Consider the following 20,765-nt stretch of genomic DNA (forward strand, 5'->3'; position numbering starts at 1 on the left):
GCCGCGAAACGCCTGCAACGCTGCGCCGTCCCCGACACCACGGAGCGAAGAACGGCGCATGATGCCCGAAGAGAGGATCGAGGAGGTGGAGCTCGCGACGGACCCGAGCGTCGTGCGAAGGGACAGACTTCTCGGCGCGATCTTCGCGGAAGATCCGGAGAGTTGCCTCGTCCAGCACGGGCCCGTGGCCTCGCACGTGGTGACGACGAGCGCGCCGCCGCAGATCCTGCTCCTGCCCACGCGAGACCGCGACGCGATGGACAGGCTGCCGAAGCTGATCGCGCAGATCGTGGCCTCCGCGCAGCAAGCGCCCGTGCCGATGCACGTGGTCGCGGTCGGCGGCGGTCCCGAGATCGTGAACGCGCTGCGTCGCGCGTCGTCGAGCGACGCGGCGGCGATGAAGCTGGGCTTTCACCACGTCGACGACGCGAGCCGGTTCGCGCACGTGCACGGGCCGAAGCTCGCGCTGCTCGAACGCGCGACCGAGCAGATCCGCGCGACCGAGCCACCGACGACCGAGCGGATCGAGGAGGCGCTCCTCAAGGGTCGGAGCCTCGCGCAGCGTGATCGGCGCGCGGTCTCGCGGCTGCGCGGCGGGACGCCCGTGACCGTGGGGATCATCGCGGTCTGCGCGGTGCTCGGCGTGCTCACGGTGATCTGGAAGCAGAGCATGGGCACCACGCAGGCGCTCGTCTCGCTCGGCGCGACGAGCGGGCCCGCGGTGAGGAGCGGCGAGGTGTGGCGCATCTTCGCCTCGGCGTTCCTGCACGCGAGCGTGATGCATTTCGTGATGAACGTGGTCGCGCTCTGGAGCCTCGGGCTGATGCTCGAGCCGATCCTCGGATCGCGGCGCTTCCTCGTGCTCTACGGCCTCTCCGGCCTCGGCGGCGCGCTCGCGACGACGCTGCTCGGCAGCGGGCAGTGGAGCGTCGGCGCGTCGGGCGCGATCTGGGGGCTCATGACCGCGGTGCTCGCGCTCGTCCTCTTCCCGCGCGGCATCTTGCCGCCGCTCTTCATCGCGCGGCTCAAGCAAGGCGCGTGGCGTCCGCTCGTCCCGAACGTGCTCATCAGCTTCTTCCCGGGCGTCGACTACCTCGCGCATTTCGGGGGCGGAATCGTGGGCTTTCTGGCCATGGCGCTCTTCCTCGGCCGCGGGCTCAAGCCCGTCGAGGAGCGCATCGACGAAGGTGACGTCGAGCCCGGTCCGCGCCCGCTTCTCTCGCTCGCCGCGACGCTCGTGGGCGCGGTGATGCTCGTCTCGATCGGCGCGGGCGTGGCGCTCGGCGGACCGTGGACGATGAAGAAGCCGCCCGCGATGACGCGGACGACGCTGCCGGACCTGGGTTTGTCCGTGGAGATGCCTGCGCCGCTCGCGAAGAAGGCCGCGAAAGAGGTGCGCGAGGGCATGCCGGTGCTCACGTTCGGGGACCTCGACGTGTCGCCCGTGTTCGTCGAGATCCTCGTGGTGGATCTGAAGCAAGCGCCGCTCGCCGAGGAGCTCGACGCGTTCGTCGAGGAGATGCGCGCCGCGGCGGACGAGGCCGCGCCCGCGAAGGCCACGCGGCTCGACAAGGCGCGGATCGAGACCGTGGGCACGCGGAAGGTGGTGCACGTCGAGCACGAGCTGCCGATCGGCGGCGAGCCGTTCACGCTGCGCACGTACTTCGTGATCGTCGGCTCGCGCGAGCTCATCGTGCGCGGGTATGCGCGCAAGGGTGGGCGGCCCGAGGGGTGGAAGGGGATCGAGGAGAAGGTCGTGGCGTCGATCGAGGAGCGCTGAGCGGCCTCACGGCCCGACGAATTTCGGATCCTCGATCGCCTCGGCGCTGCACTCGCTCGGCGCCGTGATGGGGTTGCAGCGCGAGGGCGTGCCGTCCGGGATCTCGACCCAGTATTCGGCCTCCGGGACCTTCGCGGGGAAGTCCGTCGAGACGAACTGCGCGCCGCTCGCGATCGCGGCTTCCCGCTCGATCGTGCTGCCCGTCTCGATCACCTCGCCTGCGTTCCCGTCGGCGCGCGTGCGCACGACCATGTTCGCGGCGAGCGCCTCGGCGATGGCGGCCGCCTCGCCGAGGGGATCGTTGATGATCGCGATCGCGGCCCACGGATCGGCGGGCGAGGCGTCCGCGAAGACGATTCGACCGGCGAGGCTCGTATGGTTTTTCGTGTACGCCTTCCGCGCGTCGCCGGAGTCGTCCAGCGTGAAGAGCACGTGGCCGCGGACCTCGCCGAGCGTCGGCCAGCCCTTCGAAAGGACCGCTTCCCGCAGCGTGGGCGCGTCGCCCTGGACCTCGTCCGGGACGAGGATCCGATCGTCCGGCCAAACACTCCGAATCTCTTCGTGCAAGGCCGCGAAATAACCCTCCGCCCCGGCCTCGTCGTCCGGCACGGCGTCCTTGATCTCGAATTGCACGACGATCGGGTGGTGCGCCCGGTGCGCGTCGGACCAGTTTTTCAGGACCCGCAGACAATCCGTGAGCTTCCTGCACGTCGTCTGCTCGTCGAGGAGGGGCAGGTGATACACCTCGAACGATTCGAGATCGAGGTTGTACCGCAGATCCAGCTCGACGTGCCGCACGCCTTGCGCGCCGAGCTGCACGTCGAGCGGCGCGTGCGTGTAGCGCCATTCGCCGACGGTGTTCTCCTCGGTCTCGATGTGATAGCTGTTGTGCGTCGATTTCGTCTGCAAATGGTTCAGGCGCAGGACGTCGTCGAGCGGATAAGCGAACTTCGGCGGCGGATCCGGGGGTTTTACCTCGGGCGAATCCCCTTCGCCGCCGCCGCACCCGGCGAGCGCGACGACGAGGCCGAGGCAGGCCGCGACCCGCGAGCGGAGAGACATCGGAGACACCCTTTCGTTCAAGGCCCGTAGGCGAAATACGTGGCGCTCGAGGCCCAGTTCCCGCCCGACTCGACCGTGTTCACTGCCCACTGGAACGTATGGGCCCCCGGCTTTCCGAGCTCGGGCGTCTCCCAGACCTTCGGCGCCGTCATGCTCCCCGGGCACCAGTTCGCCCGCGGGGCCTTCACGCTCGAAATGGCGCCGCAGGGGTTTTCCAGGCAGTAGGTAAAACTGTTTCCGCTCGGCCAGGTGTGCATCGTCTCCGTGCAGAGCTCCTTGCAGTCCGTTCGCCACGGCTTCCACGTGTCGATCACGGCGCCGTCGATCGAGACCGTGTGCGTGCGGTTGCAGAACTCCTCGGCGGGCCCGATGCAGCCCGAACCGGCGTTGCCGCCTCCGTGGCCGCTCGTGCGAAATTCGATCTTGCCCGCCGTCGCGCCCGCGGGCACCTCGAACGCGAGCGCGCCCGGCCCCTCGGCCGTCGTCTGCGACCCGTAATAAAGCGACTTCACCGCGAGCACGTTCCGCGGCGGCGCGCCCGGGACCATCTCGAGCTTCGCCGTCACGTTCCAGCCGCCGTTCGACCCCGAGACCATGCCCGCGCCATCCGACCAGGTCGTGATGTGCGCGCGAATCCGGTGCTTGCCCGGCAGGCCGTTCGCCACGTCCGTGACGTCGATTTCGAGGTGCAGCGGCCCGCCGAACGGCGTGACCGCGTGCATCACCTCGAGCCCCGGCGGCTCCGTCGCCGGGTCCATCGGATCATCGAGCGAGATGTCGAAATTGCGATCGAACGCGTCGCAATCGGCCGGCCAGTTCTGCCCCTGCGGCGGCGGGTTGTCGATCCACTTGTCGAACGGATAACAGGTGCTCGCGAGGTCCACGACGAGCTTCGCGCTCGCGAACGGGCCCTCCTTGAAATCGATGTCCGCGAACACCGTCTGGAAATTGGGCTGGCTCCCGTCGCTCGTGATGCGCGTGTCGTCGAATGCGGTGATCGTGTACGGATCCGCATACGACGGCCCACCGCCGCCGCCCTGGCCGCCGGTGCCGCCCGAGCCGCCGCTCGCGCCCTGCCCGCCCGCGCCGCCCTGGCCGCCCGAGCCTCCCCCGCATCCCACAAGCAAAAGCGCGCCGAACAAAGCTGCAAAGCCCACGCGCACGGACGGCACGTTCCTCATCGAGCACCTCCGGGCGCGAGGTTACCGCAAGGTCGAACCCGGCCGCCAGCCATCTCCGCCCGAAGAATCTCCCCTCCCCCACCGGCGCCGCCGGCGCTAAAGAGCCGGGCCGATGAAAATCATCAAGGTCCAGGACGACAGACAACGCCGTCACATTTTCACAGCCCCGCCGAGGCGCGTCGTCTCGCTCGTCCCGAGCGATACCTACTCGGTCATCCGGCTCGGCGCCAAAGACCGCCTGGTCGGACGAACCCGCTTTTGCATCGCCCCCGAAGGCGAAGTCGAGGCGATCGAGGACGTCGGCGGCACGAAAGACGTCGACGTCGACAAGGTCCTCGCGCTCGAGCCCGACCTCGTGATCGCGAACCAGGAAGAGAACACCCGCTCGCAGATCGAGCGCCTCGACGCCGCCGGCGTCTCCGTGTTCGTCTCGTTCCCCAAGCGCGTCGCCGACGGAATCGCGCACCTCGCTCGCCTCGCCCTCGCCCTCGGCCTCGATCGTGAAGACGCCGCCCGATCGCTGCTCGCCTCGGCCTACCACGCGCACCGCGAGGCCGAGAAGCACCGCGGCGAGCACGTCCCCGTCCGCGCATTCGTCCCGATCTGGATGGATCCGCTCATGACGGTGCACGAGGAGACGTTCATCTCCGACATGATGGATCTCGTTGGAGCGCAAAACATCTTCGCGGACCGGAGGCGCCGCTACCCGCTCGCCGCCGATCTCGGCAAGGCCGCGCCGCTCTCGCCCGAGCGCGTGGGCAGCCGTGACACGCGTTATCCGCGGGTCACGCTGGACGAGGTCGTCGCGCGGCAGCCCGAGGTGGTGCTCCTACCCGACGAGCCGCACGCGTTCACGGAGGCCGACGCCGAGGTCTTCCGCAAGCTCGACATCCCCGCCGCGAAGACCGGCCGCGTGCTCTTCTGCAACGGCAAGGACCTCATGTGGTACGGCGCGCGCAGCGTGGAGGGCTTCGAGCGGCTCAGGCGTCTGGTGACCGAAGGCGAGTTGCGGTAGGAAGCGCCCCATGACTTGGAATCGGGAACAGGTGCAGAAGAAGCTGCTCGAGGTGTTCAGCCAGCACAAGCAGATCGAGGTCGACGTGAGCGAGGCGAGCGAGATCGTCGCCGAGCTCGGCATCGATTCGCTCGGGGTCATGGAGGTGCTCGCCGAGCTCGAGGACACCTTCAAGCTCACGATCCCGGACGACGCGCTCCGCAACATCAACACGATCGGCGACGTCGCGACCGCAATCCTCACGCGCCTCGAGAGCGACGGAAGGCTCCAAGGATGAGCGCGCCTCCGCCCCGCACCGTCGCGCAGGCCATCGAGGACGCGGCGGCGAGCAGCAGCACGGGTTACCGTTTCCTCGAAGAGTCGCCCGACGTCGCGCCCTTCCACTCGTACGCCGACGTCGAGCGGATGAGCGCTCGCTTCGGCGGCGCGATGCAGGCCATGGGCCTGCGCAAAGGCGATCGCATCGCCCTGATCCTCCCCGACAACGCCGATTTCGTCTTCGCGTTCCTCGGCGCCGTCCGGGCCGGCATCATCCCCGTGCCGATCTACCCGCCCACGGGCCTCGGCAAGCTCGCGGGCTATCTCGAAAACACGCTGCACATCGTGGCGAAGAGCGGCGCGCGCGTGCTGCTCACGAGCAGCGAGATCAAGAAGCTCCTCGGCACGATCCAGGCCCAGGCGCCGGGGCTCGACAAGGTCGTCGCGGTCGAGGGCGTGCGCACGTCGAGCGACAAACTGCGGCCCGAGAAGATCGACCTCGACGACGTCTGCTTCCTGCAGTTCACGAGCGGATCGACCGCGCGGCCGAAGGGCGTGACGCTCACGCACCGAAACCTCGCCGCGAACGTGCACGCGATCATGCCCGTGGGCCTGAGCATCCGAGACGGCGTCGATCACGGCGTCTCGTGGCTGCCGCTCTACCACGACATGGGGCTCATCGGCTTCGTGATCGCGCCGGTCTACCACCGGAACCCGATCACGTTCCTGCCGCCGCTGCTCTTCCTGAAGCGCCCCGCGCGCTGGCTCGAGTCGATCTCGAAGTACAAGGGCTCGATCTCGTTCGGCCCCAATTTCGCCTACGCGCTCGCGGTCAAGCGCATCAAGGAGAGCGAGATGGAGGGGCTCGATCTGTCGAGCTGGCGCATCGCGGGTTGCGGCGCCGAGCCGATTCGCGCCGAGAACCTCCGCGCCTTCGCGGAAAAGTTCTCCCGCATCGGCTTCGACGAGCGTGCGTTCGTGTGCTGTTACGGCATGGCCGAGTCGACGCTCGCGGTCTCGTTCAGCAAGATCTGGACGGGCGTGCGGACCGACGTCGTCGACGGCGAGACGCTCTGGTCGAAGGGCCGCGCCGAACCCGCGGCGGAAAGCTCGCCGCGCGCCTCGGGCATCGTCGAGTGCGGCGCGGCCTTCGAGGGCCACGAGATCAAGACGTTCGCGCCCGACGACGAGGAGAGCGCACGCCCCTTGCCCGAGCGCGAGGTCGGCGAGCTGCGCATCCGCGGGCCGAGCGTGATGCAAGGCTACTGGAACGACCCGGAGGTGACGAAACGGTCGTTCGCGGGCGGCTTTTTGCGCACGGGCGACCTCGGGTACATCGCGGATGGCAAGGTCTACATCTGCGGGCGTTCGAAGGAGGTCGTGATCGTCAACGGCCGCAACTACTACCCGCAGGACATCGAGTGGGAGGCGAGCCAGGTCGAGGGCGTGCGCAAGGGCAACGTCATCGCGTTCGGCACGATGAAGGGCCCCTCGGATCGCGAGCGCGTGGTCATCGCGTTCGAGACGGGCGAGAAGGACGAGGCCGCAAAGAAGCGGCTCGAAGCCGACGTGCGCAAGGCGGTGCAGCAGAGCGTGGGCCTGACCGTCGACGACGTCGTGCCGCTCGCGCCGGGCGTCCTGCCGAAGACGTCGAGCGGCAAGCTCCAGCGCGCGAAGACGCGCGAGCTGTACGAATCCGGAGAGCTTCTCGGTCGGACGAGTGCGCGCGAGGTGGACAAACTCGATCTCGTGAAAGAGATCGCGAAGAGCCAGATCGGATACTTCCGGCACCGGCTCTTCGGAAAGAGCGACGATTGAAATGATGAAGACCTACAAAGGAAGCTGTCATTGTGGCGCGGTCCGGTTCGAAGCGGACCTCGACCTTTCGGCGGGCACCGGCCGGTGCAACTGCTCGATCTGCGCGAAGGCCCGGTGGTGGGGCGCGATCGTGAAGCCCGACGCGTTCCGCCTGCTCGAAGGCGAGTCCGCGCTCGGCGATTACCAGTTCGGCTCCATGAGCGGGCATCACCTCTTCTGCAAGACGTGCGGGGTGAAGCCGTTCGGGCGCGGATACGTCGAGGAGATCGGCGGCGCGTACGTCTCGGTCAACGTGGGCTGCCTCGACGACGTGGCCCCGGAGGAGCTCGCCGCAGCGCCGATCCAGTATTTCGACGGGCGAAACGACAACTGGTTCACCCCGCCCGCCGTCACGAAGCACCTTTAAAACCCCGCCTCCACCGATAACTGCGGGATCGTGATCGGCCCGAGCAGTCGCGGCTGACAGATCCCGCGGGCGCACGTCACGTCGAAGACCTCTTTGCTCAACGTCGCATTCTGCATGTCGAGCACGAGCGAGACGAACCCGGTCTCGCCCACCTTCCATCGCCGCGACACCCGCAAATCGAGCCGATAAAAAGGCCGGACCCGCGGCGGATCCTCGACCACGGCCCCGCTGCCTGCCTCCTGCGCGGGAAAACCGCTGTAGAACACGTGCCGCACGCCCGCCTTCCACCCCTTGCCGAGGTCGTAGAGCAAGGCCACGTGCGCGACGTGGGTCCGATCGACCGCCGAGGGCGTGGTCAGGCCGCTCTTCGACGTGCGAGTCGAGCGCGAGAGCGTATACGAGGCGAGGAAGAGCAGATCCTTGCGTAATGCGCCACGCGCGGAGAGCTCGAGGCCATACGCGTCGCCCGTGCTGCGGGAGAGGAACCGGGCCGTGCCGAGGTTCGTGCCACGATCGGAGCCGATCGGGTCCGTGAGGTTGAATGTCACCTGGCGGAAGAGCGAGCCGCTGATCTCGACCGGAATGGGCGAGAGTTTGACCTCGGCGCCGAAGCTCGATTGCAAGGCGCGCTGAAGGCCGCCCGTGATGCCGCCGATCTGCAGCGCCGGCAGCGGCGCGAAGCCGGGGAGCTGGGACGCCACGCCGAACGAGGGGACGATGCGCACGCGCTCGCCGACGCCGAACCGGCCCGTGATCTTCGGGTCGATCGCGAGCGCCGTGTTCCCCATCGACGTGTAATGGTCGACGCGAAGCCCCGGGGTGATCGTCGCCCGATCCGAGAGGACCACGAGCGCGTCGGCCCACGCGCCCACGGCCGTGTCCCAGCGGCTCGGAAAAAGCGCGCGGAACGCCTCGTCGAGCTCGCCGAGCGGCCCGGTGGCGCACTCTTCGAGGGAGATGTCGCAGGGCTCCTTGTGCACGATGTCGTAACGATCGACCATCAGATCGACCCCGCCACGCAGGAGCGCCTTTCCCCCGCCGATCGGCTTCGATCCGCGCAGCCGCGCCCCGATCTTCCAATTGGTCGCGCTCTCCGCGCCGACATGCCTCGACCGATCGAGCCCGAGCATCACCGCGGCGCGGAGCTTTCCGCCCGAATCGAATTCATGATCGTATCGGAAATCCAGCCTGTGAAAATCCGCGTCGAGCAGGACGTCCTTCGCCCCGCTCGCGTCGCCCGTCGTCGTGGTCGCCAGGTAATCCCACGCCCCGAACGCGAGCGCCGTGAACCGGCCACGCTCTCCCACGCGGCGGCTCACGCGCGCCTGGTAATCGCCGTACCCGAAATCGACGTTGTCGATCAGCGCCGAGAGAATGTGTCCGCCGAACGCATAATGCCCGCCGACGAGGACCGTCGTCTTGTCGCCGATCGGCCCCTCGACCACGCCGCCCACGTCCACGAACCGGAACGCGCCCTCGCCCTTCCATTCATTCGGGAACGGCGCCGCCTCGGCCTCGACCGCCGCGCCCGCGAGCCGCCCGATGTCGGCCGGATACGGGCCCATGTGCAGCGTGACGCGCGAGACGAGCGGCGCCGGAATCACGCTCGGCCCCGCGCCCACGTGAAAGAGCAAGGGCACACGCACGCCGTCGTAGAAGAACCCGATGTTCCCGGGCGGCGCGCCGCGAATGTAATAGTAAGGCAATCCGCTCGCCGTCGGCGTCACGCCCGGCTGCACCTCGATCGCGCGGTACGGATCGCCGAGCACGCCCGGCATCTCCCGGATGTCCCGGCGCTTGAGCGAGACCGACCCCGCCGGCGCCCGATCGCCCTCGACGGTCACCTCGATCGGCTGGGGAGGAGGCGGCTCGGGCGCGGGCTCCGCGGGCAGAGGCGCGGGCTCTTCCGGCGGCGCGGGCTCCGCGGGCGACGGCTCGTCCTGGGCGAGCGCAGGAGCGGCGGCGAGGGACGTGGCGAGCGCGAGGCCGAGCCCGCGCCGGAGCGCTCTAAGCATCAAACATCCGAAAGGCCAGCCGCCTCCATCACGTCGATCGCCGCGGAGAGCGTCTTGTCTCCGCGCATCACGTGACGCAACTCGGAAGGCCCCTGATCCCGCAGATGCGTCCCCTTGGCCGCATGCCGGCCGAGCACCTCCGTGAGCCCGTGCAGCAGCGGATGCCGGTTGAGATCGACCGCGAGATCGCCCTCGTGCAGCGCGGGTTCGAGCAGCCGCGCGATCTGCCCCTCGGACCAGCCGAGCGACTTCTGCGCGTCCGCCACGACGACGCGGAGCTGCGCCCAGAAGAGCCGCTCGGCGCGCTCCGCCGCGGGCCCGAGCAGCGACTCGGCGCGCGTGCGGAGCGCCGCGCTCTCGTCCTTCGAGGCGCGGCGCATCTCCTTGTAGACCTCGCTCACGAGCCCGAGCAGATGCGGGTTCGGCCGATCCGCCGTGAGCATGTGCCGCTCGGCGCGTTCGAATGCTTCGAGCAGCGCCGCCTCGGTTTTGTCCCAGCGCCGCTGCGCGATCCGGAGCCGCGCCGAGGAGCAGAGCGCGGTGACCATGTCGTGCTCGGCGAGCGCCTTCGTGTCGGCCGTGGCCTCGGGATCCTCGAAGACGGGCTCGAGCCACGCGCGCAGGCGCCCCACGAGCGCGTCCATCTCCTCCTTCGGATCGCCTGCGATCATGCACAGCGCGACGCGCAGGAACATGGCTTGCCGCGCCTCGGCGTCTCGATCCGCGCGGTTCTGGCAGAGCAGCGGGATCGCCGCTTCGAGCTCGGCGCCGGCCTCCTCTTGCCGGCCGCGATCGAGCTCGGCGCGAGCGAGGTCGAAGTGCAGCGATCCGAGCCGATCTTGCGGATACGTCGGCTGCCTCTCGGCGCTGGCGATGGCGAGACGCTGGTAGCGCGCGGACATGGCGGCGTTGTTGTCGAGGGCGTAGGCGAGCGCCGCGATGCGCGCGGCCTCGACGTACCGCGGATGCTCCCGCCCGAGCTCGTGCGCGATTTCCATGGCCTTTTCCGAGGCGACGACGGCCTCGCCGAGGAGCTTTGCCTCGAGGTAGGAGCGGACCGCGGAGATGGCGCTGCTCAGCCGGATTTCGACGTCGCTCATGGCGGGGCGCATTGCATCACGTGAGACGGCGACGTGCAACGCGGTCGCAGGATCTTGGACGCACGGACGGGAGGCGTCGGCCCGCTGGCGGCGGGGGCGACGGCGGAGGGGGACGGAGCGATCGCCCCCGCCGACACGCCTCCGGCTCGCCGGCTCATGCCCTCGGGACTGCGCCGACCAGATTGAATACCATTCGATGCAGCTCCGCGACGATATACGCTCGCTCCTCGTTGGTCGTGCGGAATCCGCGAAACACTTTGCGTCCACGCTTCCCGGGCATCGCGCCCTCGGCCACGTAAATGCGCCCGTCGCTGCCAATGCCGAGCAGCGCCTCGGCTCCCCAGTGAAGCAACGCCGGCCTCCCGCGAGCTACTGCTTCACGCGGGCGAAGTGCGTAGCCGACGAAGATCTCGCGCCCGGCATACGATTCAGGTTTTTCCTCGGGTAGAGCAAGGAACAACCCACCGTCGCTCGCGAGCACGATTTCTGTGGGGAGTCGCGGATCCGGTTCTGGGAGGTGTCGCGTTTTCATGGGCTCTGACGAATGACCACGCCTGGGCGGCGGCGTCGGACGGCATGCTCGCCCAGAATGCAACGCCAAACCGGCGCCGCCGTCCAGGCGTGGTCTCTCCGAAAAACAGCACAGCGAGCTGCAGCCCGAAACGGTCCGCGCGTGCGCCGCTCGATACGTACTGCACCCGAGCCGCGCAAATCCGTCGCGCGTCGTGACGAGGGGACGATGTTTTTCGGAGTGGGGTATCCGCGCCCGCGCTCTACGGATGGAGGCTCTGGAGCTCTCGGCAGAAGACGCTATCGGGGCCGGCCAGGCGGCACGCCTCGGCGGCGCTCTTCTTGTCGCCTCGCTCTTGGGCGTTCACGGCGGCGCGTCCGAGCGAGCGAGGCCCCGCGTTCTTGGGCACGTCCGCTGGACAGGGGGGCGTGCGTGGCGGCGGCGGGGACGGCGGGCACAAAGGCGGCGGCTCGACCGTCGGGTTCGGTGGCTGCATGGGGTCGGTCAAGAGCGGCACCACGCCACCGGGCCGGAGGTCGGGCACCACGAGCGCGAAGTGGTTCGCCCACGGCGACTCTCTCCGCGAGAGCAGATAAAAGAGGAGGCCCACGACGCCGGCCGCGACCGCGAGACCCCGAGCCAACGGCGCCCACGCGGCGAGCGTTGGCCCTACCGGCGTGCCCGCGGCGGGGATCGATGTCGAAACGGACGTCGGTCGCGCGCTCGGCGCGTCGTCCTCGACCTCCGCGCCGTCGGCCTGCTCGAAGAGGAGCGGGAGCAGGGCGGTCCGCCGCGCATCTTCGACGCCGACGCGCTGAAGCGCTTCGCGCATCTTCTTGTTGACGCGCCGCAAGGCCGCGTCGACGGCGTCTTCCGTGCGGTCGAACGAGGCGGCGATCTCGCGAATCGAGAGCTCGTCGAAGAACCGCGCCGCGACCATCTCGCGCTCCCGCGCGGGCAGGGAGTCGAGGATGCGGTGCAGGAGCGAATCCGTTTCGTGATTCGATGCCTCGCGCTCCGGGGTGAACGGGGCGACGTCCTCTTCCTGGAGGAGCGGCGCGGCTTCTTCGCGCACACGCGCGCGCTTGCGATGGACGTGGGCCACCGTGCGCATCCGGTAATGGACCCAGCCGCCGAGCTCCCGGGTCGGGTCGTACTCCTCGCGCGCCTTCCAGCATTGGAGGAGCGTCTCTTGCACGAGGTCCGGCACGTCGCTCGCCGGGAACCTTCGGGAGAGCCAGGCTCGTAGCTTGGCCCGTTGCGACTCCAGGGTTTTTGCGAATTCGCGTTCGTCCATGGCGACCTCGATCAAACCAGACAGCAAAGGGTGCGGGGCCCTGCGAGCGCGACGTCTCCCTCGACCTCACCACCCGCGGCGGGGTGGCGGCCGTGCCCTCGGGCGGCGTGCAGGGGGCGGCGTGGGCGGTGATTGTCTCGGGGAGGGAGCAGGTGCCGTCCGAGGGGCCGCAGGAGCACGGGCCGCATTTCTTCGGCGGGATGACGAGGTCCGTGTACCAAACGAATTGCTCGACGGGCGCGTTGTCCGGGCAATCCGGCGCGCTGCCGTCGTTCGGGCCGATCCAGACGAGGACGGGGTAGGAGCTGTCGCCGGGGTGGAAGGGGACGCATTCTGCGTCACCGTCGCAGGAGAAATCGCAGGGAGCCGTGCTGCTACTTGCGCCGGCATCCTCTTCCTCGCCGCCGTCGGTGCCGGCGTCGGGGGGGCTGCCGCCTTCACCCCCACCATCGGGGGGGACGATGACCTCAATGACACCTTCCCCTTGCCCACAAGCGCTTGCCACGCAGGCGGCCAAAACGAGGACCGCACCCAGCTTGCCCAGCACACCCTGATCCTTGTGCATCTCCAATACTCCTTGTTCATTCGATAAGAGAAATAGCAACGCCGAGCCCTAGCGCGACTCGGATGTATGGCGATCGCCAGTGCGTCACGATGTTCGTCGAGTCGCCATCGAGCGGGCCCCTGATCGTGATGGCTCTTAGCTGCCCGCTGACGTCCCCGTAGCCGAACAGGGTGAAGCGCGATGAGAGCGGGTACCTGCCGACGAGCCGCCCACCAAACCCCATCGAGAAGCCATCCGAGGCAGTTACGACGATGGGCGGCGGCGCATCGAGCCCGAGGATCGTGGCGTTGATCGCGCCGCAAATGTCGATGAATCGGACCGCGATGCACGGGAGGAAGCCCACTGTCAAAAGCGACGCACGGGCGTCCTTGAGCTCCGGGTCCCCGACGCCGGCCACGGGGGTGATCACGCCCCGGATGTCCATGCCAAACGCGAGGTTTTTCCACCGGACGCCCAGCATCCCGCCACCTCCGATGGCGACCCGCGGCATCCCGTAGGGCATGACCGTGGCGCCCAGGGCAACCTCGGCTTGAAAGGGCGGCTTGGTTGTTTCCTGGGCAGGCGCCGACTGCGCCCACAACGGCGCCGTCCCCTCCCACGGCGACAGCGGCGCCTCCAACGACTCCCCCGCCATCGAGTCCAGGAACGCCGCCGGCATCTCCGTCCGCAGCTCGGGGCTCTCCACCTCGAACCACGGCGGCGCCAGGAGCCACGGCGGCGGCTCCTCCCCCTGCCATCCGCCCGGACCAAACCTGATCCGGATCAGGGTCGCCGCATCATAAAGGAGCTCGCGGCAGTCCCGGCTCGTGACCACCCGCCTCCACTCCCCCTCTCCCGTCGGGTTTGGCGCGGAAAGCTCGGCATCGATCCCCTTGCCGTTCGTCCGGGTCTCCACCCGCAGCGTGGCCGCTGCATCCTCACGAACGAGGAGATATCCGAACTCGCCCGCGAGGATCAGGCCAAACTCGTCCGCGTTCGGGCAACCTCGCCCCGGAAGGTTGGCCTGGTAATCCAGGCGGAACGCAATCTGCGGCGGCGCCTCGGCGGCGGCTTTGCCCGAGAGCGTCAGGACAGTGCAAGCGACGGCGACGGCAACGACCCGGGTGATCATGACGAACCCTACGGTACCCGTAACGAAGGGCGATCCGCAGGGGGGGTTCGTCCGGAAAGCCGGCGCGGAGCCGTGTCGCCCGTCTGGGCTCGAACGACAGCGGCTCCGCGCCGGTCCCCGAAATCGGTCTTATCGTGGGAGATGCGACCGTCCAGCCCCCGGACAAACACTTCGCCTTCGGCCCGGGTGCAAGAACCGGCGCGGAGCCCTGCCGCCTGGCCAACCACGACAGGACCCCACACCAGCCCGAGCTACTTACCGCGGACAAACGTGATAGTCAAGTCCGGGGACAAACTTTTTGTTCATGGCACGCGAGCGGTGGTGTAGGGTCAGCTCGAGAGAGCGGAGCACGTCATGAAACGCCTCCAGAGGTTCGCCGCCACCGTCGCCATCGCCGCCATGGTCACGCCGGGGATGGGGGCGTATCAGGGGAGCGGGAAGCTCTCGAAGAGGAGCGTTGCGAGGGGGACGGCCTCTCGTACTTGTACGAGACGTGCACGCAGGACATGAGGCGACGGCCAACGTTTCCGCGGCGAGCCTCGACGTAATCGTCGACCCGCTCCACGCGATCGACGCGCTCCTCCACGAATGCATCGTGCAATCCGACGACGACCTCGTTCCCGCCGACGCCCGCATCGCCTCGCCCGATGCAATCGTCGACCCGCCCCGCGTCCTCGTCGCCCTCCTCGACGCCCTCGTCGGCCGCCCTCTCGACCTCGTCGCCGGCCGCCACGCGCTCGTCGACCCGCCCGACGATCCCGCGGTCCCGCCCGACGACTTCGTCGACCTCCCTCGACGACTTCGTCGACCTCCCTCGACGACTTCGTCGACCTCCCTCGACGACTTCGTCGACCCCCGCCGTCGCTTTCGTGCTGAATCACGCCCGCCCCTCGACGGCGCGATTTCCCTGATTACGTTCCTGCCTCTCCCGCAACCCTTGCAAAAGAGGTATCGCGATGTCCAATGTAGCTGCAAAGCCGTATCCCGGTCCGTTCGAGTTCTCCCTCAAGAATTGCGAGGCCGACCTCGTCGACCTCGCCCCGGGCGCGATGGCCCACCTCCGCTTCGAGCACGACGGCCTCGCCGACGTATTCGCAGAGCTCGCCCAGAGCATCCCCGCCCTCGGCGAGGACGCCGGCAATCTGCCGAAGGTCCATCAGCGCATCCTCGACGCCAATGTCTCGATCGACAAACTCGCCGTGCACGAGGTCGTGCTCGCCAAGGCCCTCGAGGTCGTCCGCGAATCACGCGCGAAGAAGGTCCACGAGCGCGAGAACGACATCGCCGCGATCGTCGATTCCGTGAAGTCGACGGCCCGCCGCGGCGGAGACGAAGCGGTCCTCGCCGCATTCGAAAAGACCATCAAATACAACGCGCAGGTCGCCGAGAAGGCCGCAAAGACGCGGCGCAAGAACGCCGAGGCCGCCAAGCCCGCGGACCCCAACGGCTGAACCACGCAAGAATGGCGGCGGCGCCCGCTCCCCCGCGCGCCGCCGTCTCCTTATTCAGGCCAGCGCGAATGCATGCGCCCGATGCGCGTCTCGGTGCGCCAGCCGCGTGATGGCCTCGCGCAGCACGTCCTCGCGTAGCTCGTGCGGAATCACGCCATTGCCGATCCCCTGCAGCAATGGCACGTGCGGCGACCGCCCAAAGGAGCGCTCCGACAAACCGTCGAGGAGCAAGAGCCGACCCTCGGAGTCGACATTGCCGAGCGTGTCGTGCCACAGCCGCAGCCCGAGCCGCTCGAGCAGCCGGTGGATCGATTCGCGCTCCGCCTCCGTATTCGTCCCGTGCAGCGCGCCGAGCGTCGTGTCGAGCGCGATGCCCACCGCGAGCGCCTCGCCCTGCCGGATGCGCCGCTCGGTGTGGAGCTCGATCCGGTCGGCCGACCACGCCCCGAACGCGAGCGGTCCTTCCGGGCCGTACACGTCCTCGTTCGGCGCCGTGGCCGCGAGGTCGGCGTGGAGCGCGGCGCTCTGCTGGAGCAGCTCCGCGACGGCGTCGCGCTCGCCCGAGGCGAGGCGGTGGGCGTGCAAGACGATCCAGTCGAAGAGCTCCTCGTCCCACAGGAGCGCGGCGCGTACGGCCTGGACGAGGCCGAAGACCTTTTCGCGCGTCTTCTGGGTCTCGACGAAGCGTCGGTCGCACACGACCGCGTACGGCGCGCGGAACGTGCACAGAAAGTCCTTCGTGCCGAACGCGTTGATCGCGCTCTTCGGCAGCACCGCGGGTCCGGCCTGCGCGAGCGTCGTCGTGGGCACGCGGACGACGCGCGGCGCGCTCTGCACCATCGACGCGGCGAAGCCCACGAGGTCGAGCAGCGATGCACCGCCCACGACGAGCAGGACCGAGCGTCGATCGAGCTCCAGGGCGTGGACGTACGCCTGCAGGCGCGCAGGCAACGTCGCGTCGTCCTTCATGCTCTCGCCCCCGCCCTGAACGATCGGCGGAGCCACGAGATCCAGCGCGTCGTTGTGACACCGGGCATACCGCTCGATGTGCAAATTCAGCTCGGGCTGGGCAGCGATCGCTCCGCGATCGACGATGGCCGCGACGCGGTGCCGAACGTCGGGCTCGCGCCCGGCGATGAGGTGCCGCAAGTCGCGGTTCATCGGCGAGAACACGTCGCTCGTGAAGCAGACGGGGTACTCGAACGATGCCGAGGCTCTGACGTGGACAATCACAGCGCTCTCCGGAAGTGAGCACGCCTGCATGCGGCGTACCGACCCGTCGAGCGCGATCGTGAGCACAAACGAACAATCCCCGGGAGGCGGGGCCTACCGGGGATTGCCGTACTGTGTCGTTCCTACCTTGTCGGGGCGAGAGGATTTGAACCTCCGACTCCTCGGTCCCGAACCGAGTGCGCTACCAGGCTGCGCTACGCCCCGTACGCCGCGGGTTTTCACCACCGACGTGGGGGCGGACCATGCTCGCACCGGACGCTTCTGTCAAGTCCTGTCGAGCAGAGATTTCATCCGAGCGTCCACCGCCCTGGGCGTCCCCACGTCCGCCGAGGACGTCGGATGGGTGGAAAAATCTTGAAACGCAAGCAAAAAAGTCGATCCAGGAGCAGCCGGGCTCGTGTTAAAGTGCTACTGGAATCGAGACGTGACCTGGGGCGCTCAGAGCCTCCCCAGGCCGAACATGCGGCGACTCCAGGGGGGGGTTCGAGGAAGTAGCCCGGCGGTCCGGGCCAAGACCTCGGGCGTCGACGAGAGCTCTTTCCACGTTTGGGGGTGCGCTCGACGGGTCGAGCGCAGCCCCCAAACCCCCAGTCGATGTGGCCGCGAAATAGGAGGACAAGGTGGCAATCGAGCTTCCGGCAGTTCGCATCCTGATCGTGGACGATGACCGAGCCATCTGCGACTACATGCAGACGCTGCTCGAACGGGACGGCTACCAGGTGAAGACCCTGGTCGACCCGTCGGCCGTGGAGGAAGAGGTCCGCACGGGCGGGTATCACCTCATCATCCTCGATCTGATGATGCCCAAGCTCGACGGCATCGAGGTGCTCAAGCGCATCCGCAAGGTCGACACCGACATCGCGGTCGTCATCTTCACGGGCTTCCCGAACCTGGAGAGCGCCGTGCAATCGATGAAGCTCGACGCCGTCGACTACATCAAGAAGCCCTTCAACGTGGACGAGTTCCGCGAGGTGCTCGCCCGCGTGATGCGCAAGAAGGGCCTGGCGCGCACACCCGAAGAGCAGCTGCACCGCGTCATCGGCGACACGATCCGGAACCTCCGCAAGGAGAAGGATCTGACGCTGAAGCAGATGGCTCGCCGCACGGGGCTCAGCGTGTCGCTTCTCTCGCAGATCGAGCGCGCCGAGTCGAGCGCGTCGATCTCGTCGCTCTACAAGATCGCGGTCGCCCTGGAGTCCCGCATCCAGGACCTCTTCGGGCAGTACTAGGGCGAAGCGCCCTTCACGATCGCGCGGTCGAGCCGCGCGAGGTCCACACCGGCGATGCGGTCGACCGCAGCGCCGCGCTTGTCGTACACGACGACGTACGGGAGCTGGGGCACGTTCGCGAGGTAGCGCTTCGCGAGCGGCGTGTCCCAGTCCCCCACGTCGAACCGCCGGTACGCCACATCCGTGCGCGCGGAAAAGACCTTCACCATGTGCTCGTCCACCTTGCGGCACGGGCCGCACCACGCCGCAGAGAAGTCGACGACCGTGACCTTGCCCGACGCGAGATGCGGCGCGAGGTCCGGTACGTCGCTTCCGTCCGCCACGACCGTGCGCACGTCCGCGCCGTCGGGAAACGATGCGTGTTCGAGGTAGCGGCCCTTGCCCGCGCCGAGGATCACCTCGAACCCGTCCTCGGCGGCGAGCCTGCGGGCCGCCGCGAACACGTCGACGTTCGGCGCGGCGACGACCTCGACCTCGGCCTTGCGGCGATCGAACCGAGCGTCGTAGACGCCCGGGTGCTCACGCAAGTCCCGGGCGATGTCGTCGCCGCAGTCGCTGCAGTCGATCTTGTCGAGCGAGACGATCACGGTGCGCGCGTCCTTCGGGTAGGAGCGCGCGCCGCCGCACGCGGTGAGCAGAACGAACGCGGACAAAGTGAACAGGTGCTTCGCCGAAGTGCGCATCGCGAGGGCACACGATGCCGCCCCGGTCGCATGGGAGCAAGGCGCGGGCGCACGCCTGAATCCACGCGGCAAGGCATGCTCGCTCGGTGTACGCTCTCGCGCGTGAGCCAGAGCCAGATCCTCACCCGGACCCTCGCCGCCGATCACGTCACGCCCGTCCGCGCGTACAACGCGCTCCGAGCGCAATCCGCCGGTCGCTCGTCGTTCCTGCTCGAGTCCGTGCTGCCTGGAGAGCGCTGGGGGCGCTACTCGATCCTCGGCTACCGCGCGCGCACCGAGCACGCCTACCCGCCGGGCGCGAACGCGCTGGAGCTGCTCGCGAGCGACGCGGGCGAGCTCGAAAACGCCGAGGGCCTCGCCGCGCGTTTCTCGCAAGCGCTCGTCGGTTTTCTCGTCTACGACGCGGCGAACGTGGCGAACGGCATCAAGCCGTGGCCGAACGAGGGCATGAGCGGGCGGCTCATGCGCGACTGCACGGTGGTCGTGTTCGACAACCTCCAGCAGACGCTCACGATCGCGGGGCGCTCGAAGGGCGCGATCGATCGGTGCGCGTGGGAGATGACGCACGGGCCGGAGCTCGATCCGCTGCCGTCGCCGGATCCGACGCTGGAGGCGCTGTTCGCCGAGCCGAACATCGACGACGACACGTACGCGGCGAAGGTCGCGAAGGCGAAGCAGTACATCGAGGCGGGCGACTGCCTGCAGATCGTTCTAGCTCGTACGTTCCGCGCGCCGATGCGGAACGCGGATGCGTTCGACGTGTACCGCGCGCTCCGTGTGCTCTCGCCCTCGCCGTACCTGTTCTTCCTGGACTTCGCGGAGACGCCGTTCGCCGAGGGGATGGCGATCGCGGGCGCGTCGCCGGAGACGATGGTTCGCGTGTCGGGCGGGAAGGTGACGCTCCGGCCGATCGCAGGGACGCGCAAGCGCGGCGCGACGCAGGAGGAGGACGAGGCGCTCGAGCGCGAGCTCGTGGCCGATCCGAAGGAGCGCGCCGAGCACGTGATGCTCGTCGATCTGGCGCGGAACGACGTGGGGCGCGTGGCCGCGCCGGGGTCGGTGGCCGTGACGAGCGAGATGCGCGTGCAGCGCTTCTCGCACGTGATGCACCTCGTGAGCGAGGTGGAAGGGACGCTCGCCGAGGACAAGTCGCCGATCGACGCGGTGCGCTCGGCGATGCCGGCGGGGACGCTCTCGGGCGCGCCGAAGGTGCGGGCGATGCAGATCATCCGCCAGCTCGAGCCGGGTCCACGCGGCGTGTACGGCGGGGCGATCGGGTACGTGCTGCCGGATGGAACGGTCGACTTCGCCATCCCGATCCGCACGGTGATCGCGCGCGGCGCGGACTTCGAGGTGACGGCGGGCGCAGGGATCGTGGCGGACAGCGATCCGCTGCGCGAGGCCGAGGAGACGCGCATCAAGGCGCGCGCGGCGCTGGCGGCGATCCGGAGCGCCCAGGACGCGGTCGAGCGGCGCGAGGCGGAGGCCGCGGCGCTGCAGAAGCGGCGCGAGGAGGCGGAGCGGAAGAAGGCGGAGGCTGCCGCAGCGGAGGCGGCGGCCGCGGCCGCGACGAATTCGAATGGCGAGGGGGACGCGGGCTCGAGTGGATCGGGCGATCCCGGCTGAGCCTCACGCGGCGGCGCGCGTCGGTCCGGACGGGCCGTTTCTTCAAATGCGCGGCGCGCCCACCCCGAACGACAATCGAACGTTCGGGCGCGTCAAATAAAAGATGACCGCCGCCGCCACGACAATGGCGATCCACGCCGGCCAGGCGGCCGGCGCCGCCGCGACCGATGCGATCGCGAAGAGGCCGTTCACGGCCTGGATGCCGAGCGTCACCACCCACGCCCAGGCGCGCAGCGTGAGCAGCCCCCACGCCACGGCGAACATGGCGATTCCGACGGCGACGTCGAGCGCGATCGCCCAGGGCGGCAGCTCCGCGCCCGTGACGGCCGGCACGCTGGAGAGCACGGTGAGCACGCCGCTGAGCGCCATGAGCACGGCCACCACGATGATGCCGGCAGGCCTCGTCTTCAGTTCATTCATGGAG

At 68.8% G+C, this 20,765-nt stretch carries 20 protein-coding genes and 1 tRNA gene; 9 read left to right on the forward strand and 12 right to left on the reverse strand.

Annotated elements, in window-relative coordinates:
• Nucleotides 1-58: 58 nt before the first annotated feature.
• Entirely contained in the window at nt 59-1,780 is a 1,722-nt protein-coding gene (locus QHF83_RS09980) for a rhomboid family intramembrane serine protease (protein WP_282417548.1), read from the forward strand.
• 6 nt (nt 1,781-1,786) lie between these two features.
• Here QHF83_RS09980 and QHF83_RS09985 read toward each other — a convergent pair whose 3' ends face one another.
• Both QHF83_RS09985 and QHF83_RS09990 read right to left on the reverse strand, forming a co-directional pair.
• Complete coding sequence (locus QHF83_RS09985) at nt 1,787-2,842, reverse strand: Ca2+-dependent phosphoinositide-specific phospholipase C (RefSeq protein ID WP_282417549.1); 1,056 nt, start codon at nt 2,840-2,842, stop codon at nt 1,787-1,789.
• Between the two features lie 17 nt (nt 2,843-2,859).
• Nucleotides 2,860-4,023: a peptide-N-glycosidase F-related protein gene (locus tag QHF83_RS09990; protein ID WP_282417550.1), complete on the reverse strand. Its 1,164-nt coding sequence runs from the start codon at nt 4,021-4,023 to the stop codon at nt 2,860-2,862.
• Nucleotides 4,024-4,135: 112 nt separating this feature from the next.
• Between QHF83_RS09990 and QHF83_RS09995 the strand changes: the two genes are divergently transcribed.
• The 4 genes from QHF83_RS09995 to QHF83_RS10010 are packed head-to-tail and all read left to right on the forward strand — an operon-like array spanning nt 4,136 to nt 7,520.
• Complete coding sequence (locus QHF83_RS09995) at nt 4,136-5,038, forward strand: helical backbone metal receptor (protein ID WP_282417551.1); 903 nt, start codon at nt 4,136-4,138, stop codon at nt 5,036-5,038.
• A 10-nt stretch (nt 5,039-5,048) separates the two neighbouring features.
• Nucleotides 5,049-5,315 carry a phosphopantetheine-binding protein gene (locus tag QHF83_RS10000; RefSeq protein WP_282417552.1) on the forward strand — a complete coding sequence of 89 codons (267 nt, stop codon included), beginning with the start codon at nt 5,049-5,051 and terminating at the stop codon, nt 5,313-5,315.
• Nucleotides 5,312-7,114 (forward strand): fatty acyl-AMP ligase, encoded by a 1,803-nt coding sequence (locus tag QHF83_RS10005; protein ID WP_282417553.1) that lies wholly within the window; start codon nt 5,312-5,314, stop codon nt 7,112-7,114. Before QHF83_RS10000 ends, QHF83_RS10005 begins: the two co-directional genes overlap by 4 nt.
• Nucleotide 7,115: 1 nt before the next feature.
• Nucleotides 7,116-7,520, forward strand: coding sequence for a GFA family protein (locus tag QHF83_RS10010; protein WP_348980438.1), 405 nt, complete (start codon nt 7,116-7,118; stop codon nt 7,518-7,520).
• On the opposite strand, the gene QHF83_RS10015 is transcribed toward QHF83_RS10010, so the two are convergent.
• The 4 genes from QHF83_RS10015 to QHF83_RS10030 form a co-directional block, all read right to left on the reverse strand.
• Nucleotides 7,517-9,535: a TonB-dependent receptor gene (locus tag QHF83_RS10015; RefSeq protein WP_282417555.1), complete on the reverse strand. Its 2,019-nt coding sequence runs from the start codon at nt 9,533-9,535 to the stop codon at nt 7,517-7,519. The genes QHF83_RS10010 and QHF83_RS10015 overlap by 4 nt on opposite strands.
• Nucleotides 9,535-10,635 (reverse strand): hypothetical protein, encoded by a 1,101-nt coding sequence (locus tag QHF83_RS10020; RefSeq protein ID WP_282417556.1) that lies wholly within the window; start codon nt 10,633-10,635, stop codon nt 9,535-9,537. The genes QHF83_RS10015 and QHF83_RS10020 overlap by 1 nt, the downstream gene beginning before the upstream one ends.
• 154 nt (nt 10,636-10,789) lie before the next feature.
• On the reverse strand, nt 10,790-11,167 hold the full coding sequence (locus tag QHF83_RS10025) for a hypothetical protein (RefSeq protein WP_282417557.1): 378 nt from the start codon (nt 11,165-11,167) through the stop codon (nt 10,790-10,792).
• Nucleotides 11,168-11,408: 241 nt separating this feature from the next.
• On the reverse strand, nt 11,409-12,443 hold the full coding sequence (locus tag QHF83_RS10030) for a sigma-70 family RNA polymerase sigma factor (protein ID WP_282417558.1): 1,035 nt from the start codon (nt 12,441-12,443) through the stop codon (nt 11,409-11,411).
• 83 nt (nt 12,444-12,526) lie between these two features.
• Between QHF83_RS10030 and QHF83_RS10035 the strand changes: the two genes are divergently transcribed.
• Entirely contained in the window at nt 12,527-12,745 is a 219-nt protein-coding gene (locus tag QHF83_RS10035) for a hypothetical protein (RefSeq protein ID WP_282417559.1), read from the forward strand.
• Between the two features lie 279 nt (nt 12,746-13,024).
• On the opposite strand, the gene QHF83_RS10040 is transcribed toward QHF83_RS10035, so the two are convergent.
• On the reverse strand, nt 13,025-14,119 hold the full coding sequence (locus tag QHF83_RS10040) for a hypothetical protein (RefSeq protein ID WP_282417560.1): 1,095 nt from the start codon (nt 14,117-14,119) through the stop codon (nt 13,025-13,027).
• Nucleotides 14,120-14,522: 403 nt separating this feature from the next.
• A complete protein-coding gene (locus tag QHF83_RS10045; protein WP_282417561.1) occupies nt 14,523-14,852 on the reverse strand; it encodes a hypothetical protein in 330 nt (109 codons plus the stop codon).
• Between the two features lie 223 nt (nt 14,853-15,075).
• Here QHF83_RS10045 and QHF83_RS10050 point away from each other — a divergent pair, with 223 nt between their 5' ends.
• Entirely contained in the window at nt 15,076-15,570 is a 495-nt protein-coding gene (locus QHF83_RS10050; RefSeq protein ID WP_282417562.1) for a hypothetical protein, read from the forward strand.
• A gap of 54 nt (nt 15,571-15,624) precedes the next feature.
• Here the strand turns inward: QHF83_RS10050 and aroB are convergent, their stop codons facing one another.
• A complete protein-coding gene (gene aroB / locus QHF83_RS10055) occupies nt 15,625-16,803 on the reverse strand; it encodes a 3-dehydroquinate synthase (protein ID WP_282417563.1) in 1,179 nt (392 codons plus the stop codon).
• A 130-nt stretch (nt 16,804-16,933) separates the two neighbouring features.
• Nucleotides 16,934-17,007, reverse strand: a tRNA-Pro gene (locus QHF83_RS10060).
• Nucleotides 17,008-17,423: 416 nt separating this feature from the next.
• Between QHF83_RS10060 and QHF83_RS10065 the strand changes: the two genes are divergently transcribed.
• The gene (locus QHF83_RS10065) at nt 17,424-18,032 is read left to right on the forward strand and encodes a response regulator (protein ID WP_136930390.1); all 609 of its coding nucleotides are present in this window, start codon (nt 17,424-17,426) and stop codon (nt 18,030-18,032) included.
• On the opposite strand, the gene QHF83_RS10070 is transcribed toward QHF83_RS10065, so the two are convergent.
• Nucleotides 18,029-18,715 (reverse strand): thioredoxin family protein, encoded by a 687-nt coding sequence (locus QHF83_RS10070; RefSeq protein WP_282417564.1) that lies wholly within the window; start codon nt 18,713-18,715, stop codon nt 18,029-18,031. The two genes, QHF83_RS10065 and QHF83_RS10070, sit on opposite strands and share 4 nt — an antisense overlap.
• A gap of 102 nt (nt 18,716-18,817) precedes the next feature.
• Between QHF83_RS10070 and QHF83_RS10075 the strand changes: the two genes are divergently transcribed.
• Nucleotides 18,818-20,341 (forward strand): anthranilate synthase component I family protein, encoded by a 1,524-nt coding sequence (locus QHF83_RS10075; protein WP_282417565.1) that lies wholly within the window; start codon nt 18,818-18,820, stop codon nt 20,339-20,341.
• A gap of 42 nt (nt 20,342-20,383) precedes the next feature.
• Here the strand turns inward: QHF83_RS10075 and QHF83_RS10080 are convergent, their stop codons facing one another.
• Nucleotides 20,384-20,761 (reverse strand): hypothetical protein, encoded by a 378-nt coding sequence (locus tag QHF83_RS10080; RefSeq protein WP_282417566.1) that lies wholly within the window; start codon nt 20,759-20,761, stop codon nt 20,384-20,386.
• Between the last annotated feature and the right edge of the window lie 4 nt (nt 20,762-20,765).

The organism is Polyangium sp. 15x6, assembly GCF_029960785.1.
Lineage (GTDB): Bacteria > Myxococcota_A > Polyangia > Polyangiales > Polyangiaceae > Polyangium.